Genomic DNA, 2,011 nt, shown 5'->3' with positions numbered 1-2,011 from the left:
ATTTTTTTGTGAAATGAACAAAAAACCCCGAATAGGGTCACTTTTTAAAGTGTCCACTATTCGGGGTTCAGTTCATTAATGAGTACCTGGGCTTTTTTTGAAGTTTAGGTTTAGGAAAAATATGAAATCTTACATTAATAAACAACACAACAACCTAAACAAATTCCACTCTACTAATGAGTGGTTTTCTTCATTAAAAATTAAAGTTTTACGATGTTTGCAGCTTGTGGTCCACGTTGGCCATCTTCTACTGAGAATTCAACTTTTTGACCTTCTTCAAGTGATTTGAATCCGTCACCTTGGATAGCTGAGAAGTGTGCGAATACATCTTTCCCGCCTTCCATTTCGATGAAACCAAAACCTTTGTCTGCGTTAAACCATTTCACTGTACCTTGTGCCATTTATAATGACCTCCATTAATTGTATTAAATAAAATCATACTACTTTAAAAGAAAAAAATTCACATATTACAAAAAGTATCTAACAAAACACGATTACTCTTTGTAATATGTGAATTCATTGTTCCCTTGCAAACGATTTTATTACATCAACTATATGTTAAAAAATCTTATTTGTCTAGTGTAAAAGCGAACTCATTAACTATAAACTAAGCTAAATTATGATGAAAATATTTGGGTACCGTACTAAAACGAACTATTTCTTATTATTTTCACGTTGAACAATGATAAGCTTCAAACCTTCATAATCACCATTTGTCATAGTTCCAGAATCAAATTTATCTAGCCATGACTTATCAATTAGCTTTTTATCTACTGTTTGTTTAATGTGGTCTCGTACTGCAGCCTCTGTTGTCTCATTCGAAAATTTCATTGTATTATCATCCTTTACAATTGGTTTTGGCTTATTGTCTTCCTCATTTTTAATAGTAAACCAAGATAATGTCTTAGATCCGTTAAGTACATTTAAATCCACGTTACCTTTGATTCCTGCAACTGTCCCCTTCTCCGTGAACTGCCATAAATCACATGGATAATCAGGCTTTAAACCCGGCGCACTCGTGAGGCTGTAGCGCGGAATCCATAGGAAATCATAGTTTTTAACCGTGTCCATCTGGTACGGCTTGAAAAAATGGTGTCCTGTGTATAGTCCAACCTTGACGCCTTTGCCTTTTAAATAATCGACAAATGCTTGTGTACATTTTACGATATTTTGAACGCTTGCTCCGAAACTTTCCTCAACGTCCACAACGTAAAATAACGGCTTATGCGCTTGCGCTCGTTCGTAGAAGTCTTTCGCCTGCACCAATGCCTCAGCTTTATTTTTGAATGTTACATAAATGTATACTGCGAATGGCACGTTGTACTTTTTACATCCGTAAATATTTCGTACATATTTACGGTCAATAGTACTCGTTCCATATTGGGTGCGGATAATAGCTAAATCAACTTCTTTGCTTGCCTTTGACCAATCAATATCTCCCTGGTGATGTGATATATCAATAATTTTGCTCATTTCGTTTCACCGTCCTTTGGCTTGTCATCATTATCAATTTGAAGCTGTGTAAATGCATTCGTTAAAAACTTTGGTACTTTGATTCCCAGCTTACCTAAATTTTCAATCATGCTGATACCTTCCATACCAATAAGGAAAAGAATCATAGCGTTTCGCATAAAATTCCCACTTTCGGTTGCTAAATCTAATTGCACAGCTGCGATTACCATTAATACCATAGCCGTCTTTTTGATTAAGCCCTTAAACATCTTTTTACTTTCAGTTTTCTTGAACACCAAACTAACCATAAATCCAAGTGTATAGTCGATGATCATAAATATAACTAACGCTTTTATTAAGTGGTCAATACCTCCAATAAGGTATCCTATCCATGCCATTGTACCGCCAATAAACGATGTATATAATGTATCTGTTTTCATCTGACACCTTCCTTTTCTGCATAATAAAAGCCCTCCACTTTTTTTGAACTGCTCCCCAATTATTAGACACTCAATCTAACAATTGGAGGTGCAGTTTTTGTATGGTTAAATTTAAAGAA

Annotated in this window: 3 protein-coding genes; all 3 read right to left on the bottom strand. The window is 35.0% G+C overall.

Features of this window, described 5'->3' with window-relative positions:
* Positions 1–200 precede the first annotated feature (200 nt).
* On the bottom strand, positions 201–401 hold the full coding sequence (locus tag AC3WSK_RS26455; protein WP_049664906.1) for a cold-shock protein: 201 nt from the start codon (positions 399–401) through the stop codon (positions 201–203).
* A 253-nt stretch (positions 402–654) separates the two neighbouring features.
* The gene (locus tag AC3WSK_RS26450; protein ID WP_492414988.1) at positions 655–1,473 is read right to left on the bottom strand and encodes a GH25 family lysozyme; all 819 of its coding nucleotides are present in this window, start codon (positions 1,471–1,473) and stop codon (positions 655–657) included.
* Positions 1,470–1,892, bottom strand: a complete 423-nt coding sequence (locus tag AC3WSK_RS26445; RefSeq protein ID WP_492414989.1) for a phage holin family protein — start codon at positions 1,890–1,892, stop codon at positions 1,470–1,472. The genes AC3WSK_RS26450 and AC3WSK_RS26445 overlap by 4 nt, the downstream gene beginning before the upstream one ends.
* Between the last annotated feature and the right edge of the window lie 119 nt (positions 1,893–2,011).

It is taken from the genome of Lysinibacillus sp. EB271-A1-10B, from assembly GCF_058791335.1.
The sequence above is the reverse complement of the archived record's forward strand: the minus strand, read 5'-3'. Positions and strand labels throughout refer to the sequence as shown.